Consider the following 16645-nt stretch of genomic DNA (forward strand, 5'->3'; position numbering starts at 1 on the left):
ACGCGGCGAGGATTATCTTTGAGGCATCTGGACGTGCCGCTCACCGCTTGAACGCCAGCGCCAGCGCGAGACCCGCGATAGCGCCGGCGCAGATCGCCGCGCCGCCGGCCGCCATGCCCCAGTTCAGGAAATACAGCGCTATCGACAGCAACGTTTTCTCGGTGCTGCCGCCGAGCATCACGAAGGATACCGCGAAAGCCACCAGCAGGACGGCGCAGACGGTGATCCAGAACTTTGCCGTTCCGCGCCGCGACGGCTGCATCGCGAACCACGCACTGACGGCGGCGGCGACGGCAAGGGTGATCCAGACAAAGATCAGAAAGCGCATGGTGTCGCCTCGACGGTGCTGCCGTTGCGGGCAGACATTGTAGCGCAGCGGCGCGTGCAAGTCTCGCAGCAAAGCCTTGGACGACAAGACCATGGAACCATTATCACTGAGGAGAATGCGAATGGACTTCGATATCACTGACACCGCGCCGGAGCACAAGTCCGGCATCGCCGCGCGCGGCGACTACGACGACTTCCGCACGACCTTCGAGGAGTTCAAATCCGCTAACGACGAACGTCTGGCGCGGCTGGAGAAAAAGCGCGGCGACGTGCTGCTGGAGGAAAAGGTCGACCGCATCAATGCCGCGCTCGACGCCCAGCACAAGCGCATGGATGAGCTGGCTCTGAAGCACGCGCGCCCGGCGCTCGAAGGCCGCAGCCGCATAGCCAGCGACGCGGCGTCCCGCGAGCACAAGAGCGCGTTCGAGGCTTATGTGCGCGGTGGCGAGGCGGGTGCCTTGCGCGACCTGGAGACCAAGGCGATGTCGGCCGGCTCCAATGCGGATGGCGGCTATCTCGTTCCGGTCGAACTCGAACACGAGATCGGCGAGCGACTGGCGGCAATCTCGCCGATCCGCGCGCTCGCGTCGGTGCGCACCATCTCGGGCAATGTCTACAAGAAGCCGTTCATGACCGCAGGGCCGGCCACCGGCTGGGTCGGCGAGACGGACTCGCGGACGCAGACCACCTCGCCGACGCTGGACGCGCTGAGCTTCCCGGCGATGGAGCTTTACGCCATGCCAGCGGCGACCGCGACGCTGCTCGACGATAGCGCCGTCAACATCGACGAGTGGATCGCGCAGGAGGTGGAGCTGACGTTTGCGGTGCAGGAAGGCGCGGCCTTCGTCAACGGCGACGGCACCAACCAGCCGAAGGGTTTTCTGCAATCGGATACGGTGGCGAACGGCTCGTGGGTGTGGGGCAAGCTCGGCACTATCGCCAGCGGCGGCGCGAGCGGTTTCGCGGCGTCGAATCCGTCCGATGCGCTGGTGGACCTGATCTACGCGCTGAAGGCCGGCTATCGCCAGAACGCCACCTTCGTGATGAACCGCAAGACGCAAGCCGCGATCCGTAAGTTCAAGGACACCGGCGGGGCGTATCTGTGGCAGCCGCCGGCGCAGGCGGGCGGGCGCGCCTCGCTGATGACGTTCCCGCTGGTCGAGGCCGAGGACATGCCGGACGTCGCGGCGAATTCGCTGTCGATTGCGTTCGGCGATTTCCGCCGCGGTTACCTCGTGGTGGATCGCGCCGGCGTGCGCGTGCTGCGCGATCCGTACTCGGCCAAGCCTTACGTGCTGTTCTACACGACGAAGCGCGTCGGCGGCGGCGTGCAGGACTTCGACGCCATCAAGTTGATGAAGTTCGCAGCGAGTTGATCTTTCGAGTGACGCACGGCTTCGATGCGGTGCGTCTTTCCCTCCCTCTCCCCGTTCTAACGGGGAGAGGTGAAGAAACAAACGGCGCGCTCCTGGTGAGCCGTTCTCGTTTCCAGACACCTGAATAGCGAATTGAAGTTTCCTGGATTGAAGCGGGCGTGAAACCAGCACCTTTCTCTAAATCCCCGCGCCCCAACTCCTTGCTGTTTTCAAAATCCAGTCGCGATAGAGCGCGAGCGGCGTGACGCCGGTGAGGCCACCGCAGCCCGCGGCGTTGTTCGCACCTGTCGACCAGCTCACGACGCCGGCGATGACGGGGCCGCCGCTGGAATCGAGAAACGCCGGTGCGCCGGAATCGCCGGTACAGGCGCCGAGGCCCGCGCGCGCATTGTTGGTTGAGGGATCGACCAGGCGGATCTGCAAGGTGCCGGGCCGTCCGGTCACGGAAAGGCTCGCGGCGCGGGCCACGCCGCCGCTACGGCCGTCGCCGGCGATCGCGACGCCCATGCCGACAACAGTAAGACGCTGACCTGCGGTGATAGGCATCAGCGCGCCGCCGAGCGTTGCCGGAGAGGCGGAGAGCGGCGACGCAAGCTGCAACAGCGCGACATCAGCGGTGGCGCGATGCGCCAGCAGGCTCTGCATGTTGAACTGCGTATGAGTGGCGGTGCGCCGGATATCGAGCAGGCGCGGCGGTTGACTCTTGTAATCCACCAACTTGGTGGTGACGCCGGGCGCGATGCAGTGCGCGGCGGTGAGAACGATGTCGCGCGCGATCAGCGTGCCGGTGCAGGACGATCCGCGCGAGCCGACGATGGTGACGACCGCGTTCGCCACCGCGGGCGAGGGCGCGCCGCCGCCGCCGACCATGGCGAAGACGGGCTGCGTCAGCGTCAGGACCGTCACGGCCGCGAGCGTACGAATGAATTGCTGAATCATGCGGCGATGTGAGCCATCGGGCGAGCCGCCTGTCAATATTTGCACTGTCACAACGAGGACATCCGATGCCGTCGATACTTCTGACCGGACCTGCGATCGAACCATGGTCGGTCGCGGAGGCCAAGAGCTTCCTGCGCGCCGAGAACGATGACGACGACACCGTGATCGCCTCGCTGATCGCGGCGGCGCGCAGCCATGTCGAAGCGATGACGCGTTGCGGCCTGATCGCGCAGACCTGGCGCTTCGTGCTGGATCAGTGGCCGAAGGACGGCCGCGTCAGGTTAGGCCGCGGCCCGCTGCGGTCGCTTGTCGCGGCGCGGGTTTACGATTCCACCGGCAATGCCGCCAGCATCGACGTCGCCACGTTCGTCATCGACAAGGCGGGTGGCGTGATCGGCTCGTCGTGTTGGACGCTGCCGATGCCGGCGCGCGCGTCCGCCGGCATCGAGCTCGACGTGGAGATCGGCTTCGGCACCGCCGCGACCGACGTGCCGGACGTGCTGCGCCATGCGGTGCGGACGCTGGTGGCGCACTGGTACGAGAATCGCGGGTTGATCGCGATCGGCCAGAGCGTGGCGATGATGCCGGCCAGCGTCAGCGCCATGATCGCGTCTTATCGCGTGCACTCGCTTTGATCGCCATTCTCGAAAGGACATCACCATGACGAGCGCCAACGCCGCGCTTCGCGCCGCCGTTCACGATGCGCTTGCCGCCGACAGCGGTCTTCATGCCGCGCTCGGCGGTGCGCGGGTCTATGACGAGCCGCCGCGCGGCGCGCTGCTGCCATATGTTGCGATCGGCGAGGCGCGCATGTCAGACGCGTCGGTCGACGACGGGCCGACCCAGGAACACCAGATCACGCTGCATGCGCGCTCGCGTCAGGGCGGGCAAGGCGAGGCCCACGCCATCGCCGGCGCGGTGTTGCAGGCGCTCGACGACGCGCCGCTGTCGCTCACGGGCCATCGGCTCGTCAACTTCCGTTTCGCGGTCGCGGACATCCGCCGCGAGTCCGACGGCCGCACTTATCACGCACAGGTGCGCTTCCGCGCCGTGACCGAACCGACAACTTAAATCAAGGAGGCGTCATGGGCGCACAAAAGGGCAAGGACCTGCTGCTGAAGATGAGCGACGGCGCGAGTTTCGTCACCGTCGCGGGATTGCGCAGCCGCAGGATCGCCTTCAACGCCGAGATCGTCGATATCACCAACGCGGAATCGACCGACCGCTGGCGCGAACTTCTGGCGGGCGCGGGCGTCAAGCGCGCCTCGCTGTCGGGCCGTGGCCTGTTCAAGGACGCGGCGTCCGACGCGCTGGTGCGGCAGGCGTTCTTCGACGGCATCATCAACGATTGCCAGGTGGTGGTGCCCGACTTCGGCACCATCGAAGGCCCGTTCCAGATCGCAAGCCTCGAATTCGCGGGCGAGCACAATGGCGAGGTGACGTTCGACCTCGCGCTGGAGTCCGCCGGCGCGCTGACCTTTACGGCGATGTGAGGCGGTCGCGGTAGCTCGTGTTTTCGCGCTGTCATCGTCCGCGAAAGCGGACGATCCAGTATTCCGAGAGATCGCGATCAGGTTTGCAGCGCAGAGAATACTGGATACCCGCCTTCGCGGGTATGACGCTGTTTTCAGGAGACTCCATGCCAAACAAACATCGCGGCGAGATCGCCGCTGAGCTTGGCGGGCGGCAGCGCACGCTGGTGCTGACGCTCGGTGCGCTGGCGGAGCTCGAATCCGCATTGGGTGCCGACGATCTGGTGGCGCTCGCGGAGCGTTTCGGCTCGGGGCGGCTGTCGGCGCGCGATCTGACCCGCATCATCGGCGCGGGCCTGCGCGGCGCCGGCGAAGCGGTGAGCGACGACGAGGTGGCCGCGATGACGACTGAGGGCGGCGCGGCTGGCTTTGTCAAAATCGCGGCAGAACTGATTGCCGCGACCTTCGATGACGGCGCCGCGCGATGAAGCCGTTTCCATGGGCGGAGGCGATGGGGTTCGGCTTCGGCGTGTTGCGGCTTGCGCCGGACGCCTTCTGGCGGATGACGCCGCGCGAACTGGCGCAGGCGATCCACGCGGTGCGTGGGCCTTCTGTCCGGCCGTTGGTGCGGACCGACCTCGACGATCTGTTGGCGCGGTTTCCGGATGCGCCGCGCAAGGGAGGACGCAATGACTGACGACACGAGCCTGCAGGACGCATCGAGCACGCTCGACAGTATCACCGCAAAAACTCAGGCGCTGACGATCAGCGCGGGCGGCTTTGCGCGGGCGATGACGCAGGCGTTTTCCTCGTCGATCAACGGCGGCAAGCAATTCGACGACGTGCTGAAAACGCTGGCGCTGCGGGTCTCGAGCCTCGCGGTGACCGCCGCGTTCAAGCCGCTGACGGCGAGCCTGACCAGCGGCATCTCCAGCCTGTTCTCGGGTCTCACCGGAAGCGCGGGCGCGGCCGCGGGCGTGCAGGCCAACGCGCTCGGCGCCATCAAGCCGTTCGCATCGGGCGGCGTGATCGGCACGCCCAGCTATTTTCCGATGATGGACGGCGGCGTCGGCCTCGCCGGCGAGGCAGGTCCGGAGGCGATCATGCCGCTGGTGCGCGGTGCCGACGGCCGGCTCGGCGTCTCCGGCAATGGCGGCGGCAACAGCATCACGGTGCAGATCGCGACCCCCGATCTCGACAGTTTCCGTCGCTCGGAGAGCTACGTCACCGGTCAGATCGCGCGCGCGGTGGCGCGGGGGCAGCGGAGTCTCTAGTCCAAATTCTTCCGACTCGTCATTGCGAGGAGCTTCAGGGCGACGCGTGGCGTCGTCCCGTCAGCGACGAAGCAATCCAGCTCTCTTATTGTTTTTTTGGATTGCTTCGCTGCGCTCGCAATGACGTGAGAGGTTCACAATGACCAGCTTCCACGAAATCCTGTTTCCGCTCGATGTCGCGCTCAAAAGCGCGGGCGGGGCGGAGCGGCGCACCGACATCGTCAGCTTCGGCTCGGGTCGCGAGGCGCGTAATGCGCGCTGGGCGCAGTCGCGGCGGCGCTACGACGCTGGCTACGGTGTCAAGACGCTCGATGCCTTGCAGGCCGTCATCGCCTTCTTCGAGGAACGGCGCGGCCGGCTCTACGGCTTTCGCTGGCGCGACCGGCTGGATTGCTGCTCGGCGGCGACCGGCATCGCGATCTCGCCGCTCGATCAGGTCATCGGCGTCGGCGACGGCACGACATCAGTGTTTCAATTGGTGAAGACCTATGGAGGTGCGTTCGCGCCTTATGCGCGCGCGATCGCCAAGCCGGTGAACGGCAGCGTGCGCGTTGCTGTTGCCGATAGCGAGGTCGCGGCCGGATCGGCCTTCACCTGCGATGCCACCACCGGCGTCGTGACCTTTCTCGCCGGGCATATCCCGCCGGCGGGAGCGGCGGTCACGGCGGGATTCAATTTCGACGTGCCGGTGCGGTTCGACACCGACTACCTCGAGGTCGATCTGGCGACCTTCGCCGCCGGCGCCATTCCGAAGATCCCGCTGGTGGAGATCCGCCCGTGAGAAACATCCCCTCCGCGCTTCAGACGAAACTCGACTCCGGCGCGACCACGCTGGCGCGCTGCTGGATCGTGACGAGGCGCGACGGTGTCGTGCTGGGCTTCACCGACCACGACCGCGATCTGGCGATCGGTGGCGTCACCTGTCGCGCAGGCACCGGTTTCACCGGGTCGGAAGCCACCAGCCGCTTCGATCTGGCGGTCGACGGCCTGGAAATTTCAGGCGCGTTTTCCGACGATGTCCTGACCGAGGCCGATCTCGCCGCCGGACGTTACGATGCCGCCGAGGTTACAACCTGGCTGGTCGACTGGAGCGATGTGTCGCTGAAAATCCTGATCGCGCGCGGCACCATGGGGGAGGTCCGGCGCGAGGGGGCAGCGTTCACCGCGGAGTTGCGCGGACTCGCCGATGCGCTGGCGCAGGACAGCGGGCGTCTCTTTACGGCGCGTTGCGGCGTCGATCTCGGCGACGCCAGATGCCGGGTCGATCTGACCAGTTCGACCTTTTGCCACAGCGGCGCGGTAACGGCCATCGAGGGAACGTCGATCGTCGCGGTCTCAAACCTCGGTGGTTTTGCCGACGGCTGGTTCAGCGGTGGGCGCGTGGTGTGGGCCAGCGGGGCCAATGCCGGTGTTGCGATCGAAGTGAAACAGCACCGCGTTGTCGCGGGTGAGGTGCAGCTGTCGCTGTGGCAGGCGATGACCGAGCCGATCGGGGTCGGCGACGGATTCACCATCACCGCCGGCTGCGACAAGCGTTTCGCGACCTGCCGCGACCGCTTTGCCAACACCGGCAATTTCCGCGGCTTTCCGCAGATCCCCGGCAACGATTTCGTCGTCAGCTATCCGCTACCCGGTTCGCCGGACAACGGCAACGGCACCAAGGCCTTGTTTTGAAGGAGTGCCCCTCGTGACATTCCCACATACGACCCGCGCGGCCGTCGTCGCGGAAGCCCGCGCGTGGATCGGCACGCCCTATCGCCATCAGGCTTCGCTCAAGGGTATCGGCTGCGACTGTCTCGGCCTCGTGCGCGGCGTCTGGCGCAACTGCATCGGGGACGAGCCGGAAGCGCCGCCGCCCTATGCGCCGGACTGGGCCGAAGCAAAAGGCGACGAGACGCTGGCGGCGGCGGCGCTGCGCCATCTCATTCCCGTCGCGCGCGACGACCTCAAGCCGGGCGACGTGCTGCTGTTCCGCTGGCGCGATGGTTTCGTCGCCAAGCATGTCGCGATCGCATCGAGCGAACGCACCATGATTCATGCGCACGACGGCGCGGCTGTTTGCGAGATCGCGCTGGCGCCGTGGTGGCGGCGACGGCTGGCTTACGCATTTCGTTTTCCGGGAGTTTTGGCCTGATGGCAGCGCTGGTTCTTTCCGTCGCGGGCGGCGCGGCTGGTGCGTTGTTCGGTCCGGCCGGCGCGATCGCAGGCCGCATCGCCGGCGCGCTGGTCGGCAACGTCGTCGACCGCAAGCTGTTCGGACCCGGCAATCAGAATGTGGTCGGGCCTCGGCTCGCCGATCTCGACGTGATGGCTTCGACCGAAGGCGCGCCGATTCCGCGTGTCTACGGCCGCGCGCGGCTGTCCGGTCAGGTGATCTGGGCGACGCAGCTCGAAGAGGTCGTCAGCAGCGAAACCTCGTCGTCCGGCGGCAAGGGCGGCCTGTCCAGCGGACCGAGCACGACGACCACCACCTACAGTTATTTCGCCAACTTCGCGGTCGGCCTTTGCGAAGGCGTGATCGGACGGGTGGGGCGGATCTGGGCCGACGGCAGTCCGCTGGATCTCTCCGGCCTGACGCTTCGCGTTCATCGCGGCACCGAGGATCAGGCCCCGGACGATCTGATCGTCGCAAAAGAAGGCGCCGGCAACGCGCCGGCCTATCGCGGACTTGCCTACATCGTGTTCGAGCGGCTGCCGCTGGCGAAGTTCGGCAATCGTATTCCGCAGCTTTCGTTCGAGATCATCCGCCCCATAGGGAAGCTCGAACGGATGGTGCGCGCGGTGACGCTGATCCCCGGCACCACCGAATTCGGCTACGAGCCATCCGCTGTCGTGCAGTCGCTCGGCCCCGGTCAGTCGGCGCCGGAAAACCGTCACGTGCCGAACGCCGAATCTGACGTGATCGCGGCGCTCGATGATCTTCAGGGCGTGTGTCCGAATCTTGAGCGCGTGGCTGTGGTCGTTGCGTGGTTCGGCTCCGATCTGCGCGCCGGAAGCTGTCTCGTTCGTCCCGGCGCCGACAGCGCCAGCAAGGTCACGCGCGGCAGCAACTGGTCGGTGGCCGGCGTGACGCGGGGGAGCGCCTATGTGGTGTCGCAGGTCGACGGCCGACCGGCCTTCGGCGGCACGCCGTCCGACGACAGCGTGAGGCACCTGATTGCGGAGCTGAAGGCGCGCGGTCTCAAGGTCACGTTCTATCCCTTCATCATGATGGATATTCCAGCCGGAAACGGCCTGAGCGATCCGTGGAGCGGGGCATCGTCGCAGCCGCCATATCCATGGCGCGGCCGCATCACCTGCGATCCCGCGCCGGGGCGGGCGGGCTCGCCGCAAGGCACGGCGGCGGCGGCGACGCAGGTTGGCAGCTTTTTCTCCGGCGGAAGCTGGAACTATCGCGGCATGATCCTGCACTATGCGAGCTTGGTCGCCTCGGCCGGGGGCGTCGATGCCTTCATGATCGGATCGGAGTTGCGGTCGCTGACGCGCGTGCGCTCCGGCTCCGGCGTCTATCCTGCCGTCGATGCGCTGGTGACGCTCGCGGCTGAAGTGAAAGCCATCGTCGGCTCCTCGACGATCGTGACCTATGGCGCGGACTGGACCGAGTACGGCGCCGATGTCGTCGATGCCGGCGCTTCAGAAGTGCGCTTTCCGCTCGATCCGCTGTGGGCGTCCGGCGCGATCGATGCCGTCGGCATCGACTACTATGCGCCGCTCGCGGACTGGCGCGACGAGGCCGGACATCTCGATGCGAGCATTGCGGCTTCGACCTATGACGTCGGCTATCTCGCGGATAACATTTACGGCGGCGAGGGGTTCGACTGGTACTACACCGATGACGCCGCGCGCGCCGCGCAAAACCGCACGCCGATCACCGACGGCCTCGGCAAGCCGTGGACCTTCCGCGTCAAGGACATCAAGGCGTGGTGGTCGTCGGCGCATTACGAGCGCGTCGGTGGCGTCGAACTCGCAAGCCCGACCGCGTGGGTGCCGCAAGGCAAGCCAGTGTGGCTGACCGAGGTCGGCTGTCCGGCGGTGGACAAGGGCGCCAACCAGCCGAGCGTGTTTCCCGATCCGAAATCGTCGGAGAACCACTTGCCGTATTTCTCCAGCGGCAGCCGCGACGACCTGATACAGCGCCGCTATCTGCAAGCCTTTCTCGGCAAACTGGATCCCTCGTTCGGCGCGGCGGATGCCGATAATCCCGTCTCGCCAGTCTATGGCCGGCGCATGATCGAGCCGTCCGCGATCCATCTGTGGACCTGGGACGCGCGGCCCTATCCGGCGTTTCCCGCCGCGACCGATGTCTGGAGCGACGGGCCGAACTGGCGGACCGGGCACTGGCTCACCGGCCGTCTCGGCACTGCGCCGATGGACGCGCTGGTGCAGGCGCTGCTCGCCGATTGCGGCGTCACCGGTGCCGACACCTCGGCGCTGCGCGAGAGCTGCGACGGCTACGTGATCGACCGGCCGATGTCGCCGCGCGCCATGATAGAACCGCTCGCCGGCGCCTACGCCTTCGATGCGACCGCCGCCGACGGAACGCTGCGCTTCGTTTCGCGCGGCGGCGTGCCGGTCGCCGAATTCGCCGAGGACGACCTGGTGCTGCCGGACGATGGCGCGCCGGCGCGGCTGACGCGCGCGCAGGAAACCGAACTGCCGCGCGAAGCCGGTTTCGGCTTTACCGACGGCACGGTGGATTACCGACGCTCTGCGGTGACGTCGCGCCGGCTGGCGGGTGGATCGAACCGGAGCGTTCACTCCGCTCTCGCGGTCGTCAGCGACGACGCCGCGATGTCGCGGCGGGCCGAGGTCTGGCTGCAGGACCTGTGGGCGGGCCGCGAAAGCGCCGCGTTTTCGCTCGGGCCGCAATGCCTGTCGCTGACGCCGGGCGACGTGATCGCGGTGACGATCAACGGGCGGCGGCGGCTGTTCGAGATCGACGCCACGGTCGATGCCGAAGCGCGGCAGGTGACGGCGCGCAGCATCGATCCCGAGGTGTTTTCGGTGCCGCTGTCGACGCCACGGCAAACGCGGCCGGCGATACCGGCGGCGCTCGGGCCGGTTCAGGCGGCGGTGCTCGATTTGCCGACCATCGACTCTTCGCAGCCGCCGATCCTGACCCGGCTCGCTGTCTTCGCCAGTCCGTGGCCGATATCGGTGACGGTCTGGACTTCGCCGGACGGCGCGAGTTTTCAGCCGGCCGCGATCGCCCCAGTGCCCGCGACATCAGGCGAAACGCTCGACCCGCTGCCGGCGGGTCCGGCCGGGCGATGGGATCGCGGCAACACCGTCCGCGTCCGCCTCTACGGCGGCGCGCTGACGTCGGTATGCGATGCCCGCGTGCTCGGGGGCGCCAACGCGGCGGCGGTGCGGACCACTGACGGGGAGTGGGAAATCCTGCAGTTTGCCAATGCGGAGCTGGTGGACGGCGGCACCTATAGGCTATCGCGCCTGTTGCGCGGGCAGGCCGGCAGCGAATACGCGATCGCCGATGTGTTGCCGGCGGGCGCGCCGTTCGTGCTGCTCGATACGCATCTTGTGCCGCTGTCGCGCGGACTGAATGCGCTGGGTCGTCCGATCCTGGTGCGGCTTGCCGCCGCCGGACGAAACCATGACGATCCGACCGCCGTTGCGCTGACGGTGACGCCGCGTCCGACCGCGCTGCTGCCGCTGTCGCCGGTGCACGTCAAGGCGTTGCGCGAGAGCGGCGGCGTTCGCATCTCGTGGATTCGCCGGACCCGCATCGACGGCGACGGCTGGGGCGTCGAGGTGCCTCTCGGTGAAGATAGCGAGGCCTACACGCTCGACGTCTTCTCCGGTGGCACGATCGTGCGCAGCATCGCGTGCAGCACACCGGAAGCGTTCTACGCCGATGCCGACGAACTGGCGGATTTCGGCACGCCGCAGGGCAGCCTGCACCTTCGCGTCGCGCAGGTCTCCGCAACCGTCGGCGCCGGTCATCCCACTGAGCTTACTCTTACCCTCTGAGTTGCCATGACAGATACAGCGAATCTCGGGCTGCCGTACATCGACGGCAGCCAGGCCCAGAAGCACGTCACTCATAACGAGGCGCTGCGCATTCTCGACGCGGCGATCCAGATCGGCGTGCTCGATCTGACGCTCTCCGCGCCGCCATCCACTCCGGCGGGCGGCGAACGGCATGTTGTCGCAAGCGGCGCGACCGGCGCGTGGGCCGGGCGGGATAATACAATCGCGACCTGGCAGGACGGCGCCTGGGCGTTCCTCGCGCCGAAGACGGGATGGTGCATCTGGTCGGCGGCCGACAGCAGTCTGTTCGTGTTCGACGGCGCAGCCTGGCAGAGCGTGGGCGGCACGGCGCCGTTCGATAATGTGGCGCATTTCGGCGTCAATACCGCTGCCAGCAGTCCCAATCTCCTCAGCGTCACATCCAATGCCGCGCTGTTTGCCGCCATCGACGCCGCCGACGGCGGCACCGGCGACATGCGGCTTCAGGTCTCGAAGGAAAGCCCCGCCAATACGGCTTCGATATTCTTCTCGGACAATTTTTCGGGCCGCGCGGAATTCGGCCTGGTCGGCGCCGACGCATTCAAGCTCAAGGTGTCCGCGGACGGATCGAACTGGCTCGAGGCCATGGTGTTCGATGCGGCCAGCGGGCGGGTGTCGTTTCCCGTCAATGGCGGCCCGCGCGACGTGCTGGCGGCAAACCGCATTTATTACGTCCGTACCGACGGCAGCGACGGCAATGACGGGCTGTCGAACAGCTCCGGGCGCGCGTTTCTGACCATCCAGAAGGCGATCGATGCCGCCGCGGCGATCGATCTGTCGATCCACGACGTGACGGTTCAGCTTGCGGACGGCACCTACACCGGCGCGGTGGTCTTCAAAACCCTGACCGGCGCGGGTCGTGTCATCATCAAAGGCAACGCGACGACGCCATCCAATACGTTCATCAGCGTGACCGGCGCCGATGCCTTCAGTGGCGTCGGCTTCGCCGGGTCCTATCAATTGAACAGCCTGAAGATCCAGACCGCGACATCAGGCAACGCGCTCAACGTTCAGGGCAAGGGCGCCTATGTGGAACTTGCGAACGTGGACTTCGGCGCGGCGGCCGGTGTTCATATCCGCGCCGCGCTCGGTGCCACCGTCAACGTGGTCGGCAACTATGCGATATCCGGCGGCGCGGGACGGCACTGGAACGTCTCGTACCAGGGGCTGATCTATTCCCCGAGCGTGACCATCACCCTGACCGGCACGCCGGCGTTCAGTTCGCAATTCGCCATCGCCACCAGCGCGGGCGTGATCGAATGCGGCAGCGTGACCTATAGCGGCGCGGCCACGGGCACGCGCTATTCGGCGATCTCGAACGGCGTCATCAGTTCATCGGGCGGCACGCTGCCGGGCAACGCGGCGGGCTCGACCGCGAGCGGCGGGCAGTTTGTGTGAAATGCGTGAGATGCGCAACGTGCGTGGTGTCGCGCTTCGAGGCCCTGGTGACGTTGATATTTCCGCACGAACGCACGGGACATTATCTGACAGTCCGGTAGCTATGGCTCGATCTCAAGCTGAAAGTTAGAGGCCGCCATGTGTTTGCGTAGCTGCAAGGGATTTGCGAACGTGACAACGTTGCCGACATCGATTTTGAAATCAGATTGATCGGTCATGTTGCCGGTGTCCGTATATAGCCAGACATCGATGCGCTTGATCTTGTTGTGAAGCTTTTCATGGCCGGGAAAACCGATCTTCGAAAGCAGCACCAGCGTCTTCTGCTCAGCGCGCAGGGCCGGATAGTAACGGAAGGACTCGTTGCCTTTCTCATCGACAAGGGTCACTCCAATGGAGGACCGTCGCTCGGACCCAAGCTCGATGCCGAACAGGCCTGAATTGGTGATGGGAAAATCTCCCACAAGAGAGATCTTTGCTGAATTGCTGCGATAATTGTCGGGATTGGCGGGGTCGCTCTTGCTCGGAGAGACTGTAACGGTTCTCCCGGATTTGTCCGACGCGTCGTAGTCGGTATCAATGCTGGTCTCAATGGCTTGCGGATGCCCGGCCGCGGGCTGAACGGAGCTGTTCTCGTACAGGACAACGTCGATTCCCACTCCAGTGAGCGCGGCCAATGAACAGTGCCTTGGTTGTGCCGGCGGTTTCTCCGTAATGAAGCCTCGCTTGATGGGCGCTTCATCGGAAACGGACGTGGCGCTCCATTCCGATCCGTTCTCCAGTGTGCATGTGAGTCTGTTTCGATAAATGTCGATCTGATAAGGGTGAGGAGCGCCGATGCGCGACAATATGATGGTCCCGTCCTCTGTGATGAATGGTGCGTAGTGCTTGTTCAGAACCCGTTGCCTTCGAATCATCTCGTCTGAGAAGAATGAAATGCCCGTCAGTTGCGAGAGGGCGCGATATTGCGAGGTTTCGAAGATCACGTAGTGAGGTGGGTCGATCGTCGGCTTGTTGAGCATGTAGAGCGACCAGTCGGGCGTCACGAAGCGGTCCGCTCGGGCCATCGTACCCTTGAGGCCGCATTGAAAGGCCTCCTCATATCTTTCGTCTTTGAACGCAATGGCAGCCAGCTTTAATGCTTCGAGGCCATAGAGATGACCGTTCAAGACATAAAACTCGTCGCTCTCATTCATTCCCTGCCATGAATACTCGGATATCCAGCATCCATCCGCAGAATGCCACATCGAGCCGCCCTCGGTCGGCGACAACAAGGCCGACTCCAGGGATTTCCGCGCAAGATCAACATACTTCGCATCCTCGAACGTCTCAAACGCGGCCAGAAAAACAACTGGCATGAGAAAGCCGTCCATTCCTGACCACCAGCCGGGCGCATGGGATTCGTATGTCTGATTATAGTTCCAGCGAAAAAGCTTTCCCTCGCGGGTCACGCTGGGCCAGCGATTAAGCAAGATATCGAGTCCCTCAGCCACGTCCGATCGGATATGCGGATCGCGTGAAGCGTGAAATGCGTACATGAGAGCAAGCAGCCGGGTGGAGAAGGTGAGCGGACTACCTTTCGTAATCAGAGCCTGCCAATCGGTTTTAACCGTATCACGCGGGCGGAAGATGAGAGGCCCAATCACGTCCGGAGCATGGTTCAGGACCGAAGCCGGAATTTCAGATCGGTGAGATGCTTGAGCGTGAGCATCGTTGGTGCAAAACATCAACGATATCGTCGCAAATGTCGCGGCAATCATTCTGAACAAGTAAAAACCCCCGAAATTGAAATTTTTTTTTGAACAGTAGTTGGTGTCCGGTTCTAATGCAACGCGCCCGCCCAGCGCTTGGGTCCAATGATTGATGGTCGGGTAGTCGCTGCAATGGAGTGATGTCCGCTGCGTGCGTCCCATCGCGACAGGCCGCCTCGATTAGCCCCGAGTTCAAGAAATCGTTTCGGGCTTGCTGCCCCCCATTATGGGCCGCAACGCGATTGATCAGATCGCGCTGCTGCAAGCGGTTATTCGTGAGGCGACCCGGTCGCGAACCTAGACTCTCGGCATCCTGTCGTAAACATCCCAAAAGGACCAATCCAATGCCCAACGTAGCCCCGGCCGCGCGCGCTCCCGCTATGCCTGATTTCCAGGCGGTGCTGCGGCGGCTCTGGCCGCGCGGCGACAGCAGGATCGCCGGGCTGATCGAGGGCATGGCGGCGACGGCGCCCGCCGTGTTCGACAAATATGGAATCGCCACGCCGCTGTTGATTGCGCACGTCATGGCCCAGATCAGCCACGAATGCGGGGCCGGGACCGCTGTGATCGAGAACCTGAACTATTCGGCGGCCCGCATGACGCAGGTGTGGCCGTCGCGCTTTTCGACCACCGCCAGCGCCACTCCTTACGCGCACAATCCGCGCGCGCTCGCCAACAAGGTCTACAACGGCCGCATGGGCAATCGCCCCGGCTCCGACGACGGCTGGAATTTCCGCGGCCGCGGCGCCGTTCAAACGACGGGACGCGACGGTTATCGGCGGCTGGCAGCGGCAACCGGCCTCGATGTCGTCGCCTATCCGGATCTCGTCAACGATCCCCGTCATTTTCTCGAATGCGGCGTGGCCGATTTCGTCAACTGCGGATGCCTTCCGTTCGCTCGGAAAGACGACGTGCGCGGCGTCACGAAGCGGCTGAACGGCGGGTTCGTCGGGCTGCCGCAACGCAAGTCGTGGCTTTCGAAATGGAAAGCCGCGCTGACGATCTGACCGCCGCGCGACGGTCTCGCGCAATCAACACGCATAGTTGGAGATACAACATGACATCGGATTCGGTGTGGCAGGTCGTGCGCTACCTGCTGATCGCGGCCGGCAGCTTCGCCACCGGCAAGGGATGGGTCACCTCCGATCAGGTGACCGGCATCATCGGTGCGATCGGCACGCTCTTTACCGTGGCGTGGGGCCTCTACGTCAAGGCCAACACCAGGGCGGTCCCCTCGGTCACGGCCGCGCGTCCCGACGTGCCGACCGTCAGCGCCGCGACCGGCGCGGTCAAGTAACTCACGAACAACAGGGAGTTCTCATGCGAAAGCTTGTCGCCGCGATAGCGGTCGTCTCCGGTCTGGCGCTGGCAGCTTGCCAGACCGCCGCGCCGCCGTCGCTGAATCTGAACACGTCGGTTGCGCTCAATACGATCTACGGCATCGAGAACGCCTACGGCGTCGCGGTGAACGCCGCCAATGCCTACAAGGCGCTGCCGCTTTGCCGGACCGGCACCGAGCCGGGCGCGGCCAACATCTGCGCCAGGCGGTCGGTGATCGAAAGGGTGCAGGCGGCGATGCGCAAGGCGCGCCTCGCCGTCAACAATCTGGTCGCGCTGCAGAAGGCCTATCCATCCGTCGATATCACCAACGCGCTCTCGGCGGCGCGGTCGGCGCTGATCGGCGTCCAGCAAGTCCTCATATCGGGAGCGCAGTAATATGGTCACCGCAGCAGAAATCGCGGCCGGCCTCGCGGCCGCCGAAGCCATCGTCAGCGCTATTGTCAAGGTCGCGCCCGCGATCGAGCAGGGCGTGGTCTCGTCGATCCCCTACGTCCAGGCCATCGCCGGTCTGATCGGCGGCAACAACGCCACGCCCGAGCAGATCGACGCGGTGCTGGCCCGGATCAACGCGGCGAGCGACGAGTTTTTGAGCCCGCTGCCGCCGGACGACGGCTCGACCACGACCTGACGCCGCGAGGGGCAGGCCCAGGCCCGGAGGTCCACCCCGAGGCGGTGCGTCCGCAGCATAAAATATGACATAAGCGGGCTCTGGCGTTCATTTGCCATTCACACGATGACGGTTC

19 protein-coding genes are annotated in these 16645 nt (G+C 65.3%); 16 read left to right on the forward strand and 3 right to left on the reverse strand.

The genetic code is table 11. The features are described 5' to 3' along the window. Positions 1 to 40 precede the first annotated feature (40 nt). Entirely contained in the window at positions 41 to 421 is a 381-nt protein-coding gene (locus tag NHAM_RS07225; RefSeq protein ID WP_011509927.1) for a hypothetical protein, read from the reverse strand. Between NHAM_RS07225 and NHAM_RS07230 the strand changes: the two genes are divergently transcribed. Further along, positions 420 to 1703, forward strand: a complete 1284-nt coding sequence (locus tag NHAM_RS07230; RefSeq protein ID WP_430707699.1) for a phage major capsid protein — start codon at positions 420 to 422, stop codon at positions 1701 to 1703. The two genes, NHAM_RS07225 and NHAM_RS07230, sit on opposite strands and share 2 nt — an antisense overlap. 177 nt (positions 1704 to 1880) lie before the next feature. Here the strand turns inward: NHAM_RS07230 and NHAM_RS07235 are convergent, their stop codons facing one another. Continuing rightward, positions 1881 to 2642 (reverse strand): S1 family peptidase, encoded by a 762-nt coding sequence (locus NHAM_RS07235; RefSeq protein ID WP_011509929.1) that lies wholly within the window; start codon positions 2640 to 2642, stop codon positions 1881 to 1883. Positions 2643 to 2707: 65 nt separating this feature from the next. On the opposite strand from NHAM_RS07235, the gene NHAM_RS07240 reads away from it, so the two are divergent. From NHAM_RS07240 to NHAM_RS07290, 11 genes are all read left to right on the forward strand, one after another. After that, complete coding sequence (locus NHAM_RS07240) at positions 2708 to 3277, forward strand: head-tail connector protein (RefSeq protein WP_011509930.1); 570 nt, start codon at positions 2708 to 2710, stop codon at positions 3275 to 3277. A gap of 25 nt (positions 3278 to 3302) precedes the next feature. After that, complete coding sequence (locus tag NHAM_RS07245) at positions 3303 to 3713, forward strand: DUF3168 domain-containing protein (RefSeq protein WP_011509931.1); 411 nt, start codon at positions 3303 to 3305, stop codon at positions 3711 to 3713. A gap of 14 nt (positions 3714 to 3727) precedes the next feature. Continuing rightward, entirely contained in the window at positions 3728 to 4135 is a 408-nt protein-coding gene (locus NHAM_RS07250) for a phage major tail protein, TP901-1 family (protein ID WP_011509932.1), read from the forward strand. A gap of 146 nt (positions 4136 to 4281) precedes the next feature. Further along, on the forward strand, positions 4282 to 4602 hold the full coding sequence (locus NHAM_RS07255; protein ID WP_011509933.1) for a gene transfer agent family protein: 321 nt from the start codon (positions 4282 to 4284) through the stop codon (positions 4600 to 4602). Next, positions 4599 to 4811, forward strand: a complete 213-nt coding sequence (locus tag NHAM_RS07260) for a rcc01693 family protein (protein ID WP_011509934.1) — start codon at positions 4599 to 4601, stop codon at positions 4809 to 4811. The genes NHAM_RS07255 and NHAM_RS07260 overlap by 4 nt, the downstream gene beginning before the upstream one ends. After that, the gene (locus NHAM_RS07265) at positions 4804 to 5388 is read left to right on the forward strand and encodes a phage tail tape measure protein (RefSeq protein WP_011509935.1); all 585 of its coding nucleotides are present in this window, start codon (positions 4804 to 4806) and stop codon (positions 5386 to 5388) included. The genes NHAM_RS07260 and NHAM_RS07265 overlap by 8 nt, the downstream gene beginning before the upstream one ends. A 139-nt stretch (positions 5389 to 5527) precedes the next feature. Continuing rightward, entirely contained in the window at positions 5528 to 6169 is a 642-nt protein-coding gene (locus NHAM_RS07270; protein WP_011509936.1) for a DUF2460 domain-containing protein, read from the forward strand. Next, positions 6166 to 7062, forward strand: coding sequence for a DUF2163 domain-containing protein (locus NHAM_RS07275; protein ID WP_011509937.1), 897 nt, complete (start codon positions 6166 to 6168; stop codon positions 7060 to 7062). Before NHAM_RS07270 ends, NHAM_RS07275 begins: the two co-directional genes overlap by 4 nt. 13 nt (positions 7063 to 7075) lie before the next feature. After that, complete coding sequence (locus tag NHAM_RS07280; protein ID WP_011509938.1) at positions 7076 to 7522, forward strand: NlpC/P60 family protein; 447 nt, start codon at positions 7076 to 7078, stop codon at positions 7520 to 7522. Beyond that, positions 7522 to 11376, forward strand: coding sequence for a baseplate multidomain protein megatron (locus NHAM_RS07285; RefSeq protein WP_011509939.1), 3855 nt, complete (start codon positions 7522 to 7524; stop codon positions 11374 to 11376). The genes NHAM_RS07280 and NHAM_RS07285 overlap by 1 nt, the downstream gene beginning before the upstream one ends. A 6-nt stretch (positions 11377 to 11382) precedes the next feature. Next, complete coding sequence (locus tag NHAM_RS07290; RefSeq protein WP_011509940.1) at positions 11383 to 12813, forward strand: DUF2793 domain-containing protein; 1431 nt, start codon at positions 11383 to 11385, stop codon at positions 12811 to 12813. Between the two features lie 101 nt (positions 12814 to 12914). Here the strand turns inward: NHAM_RS07290 and NHAM_RS07295 are convergent, their stop codons facing one another. Further along, positions 12915 to 14723, reverse strand: coding sequence for a D-glucuronyl C5-epimerase family protein (locus NHAM_RS07295; protein ID WP_011509941.1), 1809 nt, complete (start codon positions 14721 to 14723; stop codon positions 12915 to 12917). Between the two features lie 182 nt (positions 14724 to 14905). On the opposite strand from NHAM_RS07295, the gene NHAM_RS07300 reads away from it, so the two are divergent. Genes NHAM_RS07300 through NHAM_RS07315 form a run of 4 tightly spaced genes read left to right on the forward strand, consistent with a single transcriptional unit; the run spans position 14906 to position 16530 of the window. Next, on the forward strand, positions 14906 to 15568 hold the full coding sequence (locus NHAM_RS07300; RefSeq protein ID WP_011509942.1) for a glycoside hydrolase family 19 protein: 663 nt from the start codon (positions 14906 to 14908) through the stop codon (positions 15566 to 15568). A 50-nt stretch (positions 15569 to 15618) separates the two neighbouring features. Continuing rightward, positions 15619 to 15858 (forward strand): hypothetical protein, encoded by a 240-nt coding sequence (locus tag NHAM_RS07305; protein ID WP_011509943.1) that lies wholly within the window; start codon positions 15619 to 15621, stop codon positions 15856 to 15858. A 23-nt stretch (positions 15859 to 15881) separates the two neighbouring features. Further along, positions 15882 to 16277, forward strand: a complete 396-nt coding sequence (locus NHAM_RS07310; RefSeq protein ID WP_011509944.1) for a hypothetical protein — start codon at positions 15882 to 15884, stop codon at positions 16275 to 16277. Between the two features lies 1 nt (position 16278). Continuing rightward, on the forward strand, positions 16279 to 16530 hold the full coding sequence (locus tag NHAM_RS07315; protein WP_011509945.1) for a hypothetical protein: 252 nt from the start codon (positions 16279 to 16281) through the stop codon (positions 16528 to 16530). The last annotated feature ends 115 nt before the right edge of the window (positions 16531 to 16645 follow it).

The sequence above is a fragment of the Nitrobacter hamburgensis X14 genome (assembly GCF_000013885.1).
Classification (GTDB): Bacteria; Pseudomonadota; Alphaproteobacteria; order Rhizobiales; family Xanthobacteraceae; genus Nitrobacter; species Nitrobacter hamburgensis.